Origin of the sequence: Acinetobacter sp. G11, from assembly GCF_049808495.1 — a bacterium.
GTDB classification, from domain to species: Bacteria; Pseudomonadota; Gammaproteobacteria; order Pseudomonadales; family Moraxellaceae; genus Acinetobacter; species Acinetobacter kookii.
In genome coordinates this window covers 1-1,105 of sequence record NZ_JBNCAT010000074.1, presented here as the reverse complement: position 1 = coordinate 1,105, position 1,105 = coordinate 1, and the positions used below count along the sequence as shown (strand labels likewise).

2 protein-coding genes are annotated in these 1,105 nt (G+C 37.1%); both read right to left on the bottom strand.

The features are described from left to right. A partial coding sequence (locus ACPUEY_RS14030) for a hypothetical protein (RefSeq protein ID WP_425122462.1) occupies positions 1-602 on the bottom strand: 602 nt, incomplete at its 3' end. Then, positions 526-1,105: phage portal protein (locus ACPUEY_RS14025; protein ID WP_425122461.1), on the bottom strand; the 580-nt coding region annotated here is incomplete at its 5' end. The genes ACPUEY_RS14025 and ACPUEY_RS14030, both read right to left, overlap by 77 nt.

Here is a 1,105-nt window from a genome sequence, read left to right as displayed (position 1 = left end):
TTAGGTAGTTCGTCTTGCAGATATAAAGTTAACTGCTTTGTATTACCCCAAACACGATCAGAAAAGTTTTGATTCTTTACCCACTTCTTATATAACGTAGCTCGCAATACTTCCTCACTAACAGCGTGATAAGTGCCAGTCATTCCGTAATACATAGCATTGTCATACAGGTTGCGATAATATGTTTCCTGGTAAGTAAGAGATAACTTATCTTTTAGTATCTCTTCTTCCATAGCCCCCATTTCATAGAGCTTGTACATGATATTAACCATGAGTCCATCCAATCGTTGTAACTTATAGAAGCTGTAACGTATCTCTGTAAAGTTATTAAGCTGCGGATACCTTGCAATAAGTTCCTGATAGTTGGAATATAAGTCTTTTCTTTCACTTACACTCATTTCTTGCATCAACTTATAATACTCAATTACATTGTCCTTACCGTATTTATCGTAATAGCCCTGTATAAGTAATTCTATTTCAGCTAACTTCTCTTGAAAGAATGCCTGATACAGTAATAAACCGTCATCAGCGTGTTTGTCCGCTACCTTTATTATCTGTTGCTTTCTCTTGGTCCAGTACTTCTCCTGTTTGTCCTGTGTCATTTGGGTTCACCTGCCCGAAATCACCGAAACTGTTCATTTCATTCATTTTCTCTTCTCGTTCTCTCTGTTTCTGTTCCATTTCTGCATCTACATCATCAATAGCAGGGATCATACCGAGTACAGTACGTTCAGATAAGATTGTTGTTAGTTTCGTTAATGTATCAGCTAAGTAACCTAAATCAACAGGTAATGTACGAGTAAAGTCAGCGTATATATTTGAACTTACAATACTATTCATACCTTGTTTGATACGCATATAAGCAACAATACCTTCAAACATGTCTCGTAATCCCTTTTCGAACCACGATTCAGTTAGATTAGCTTTAAACTCAAGAGCAATCAGTTTCCACTTACGAGCTTCACCGGATTCATTACCACCCGCGAAAGCCTCATCGTTTACGTCGACCGATTTCGAGAAACGGAATATGTTCTTTTCTAACATTCCAACAAAGTATTCAAAGAAGTCTTTTGGCATCATCTTAGTTAAAAATGTAGCGTTGCCA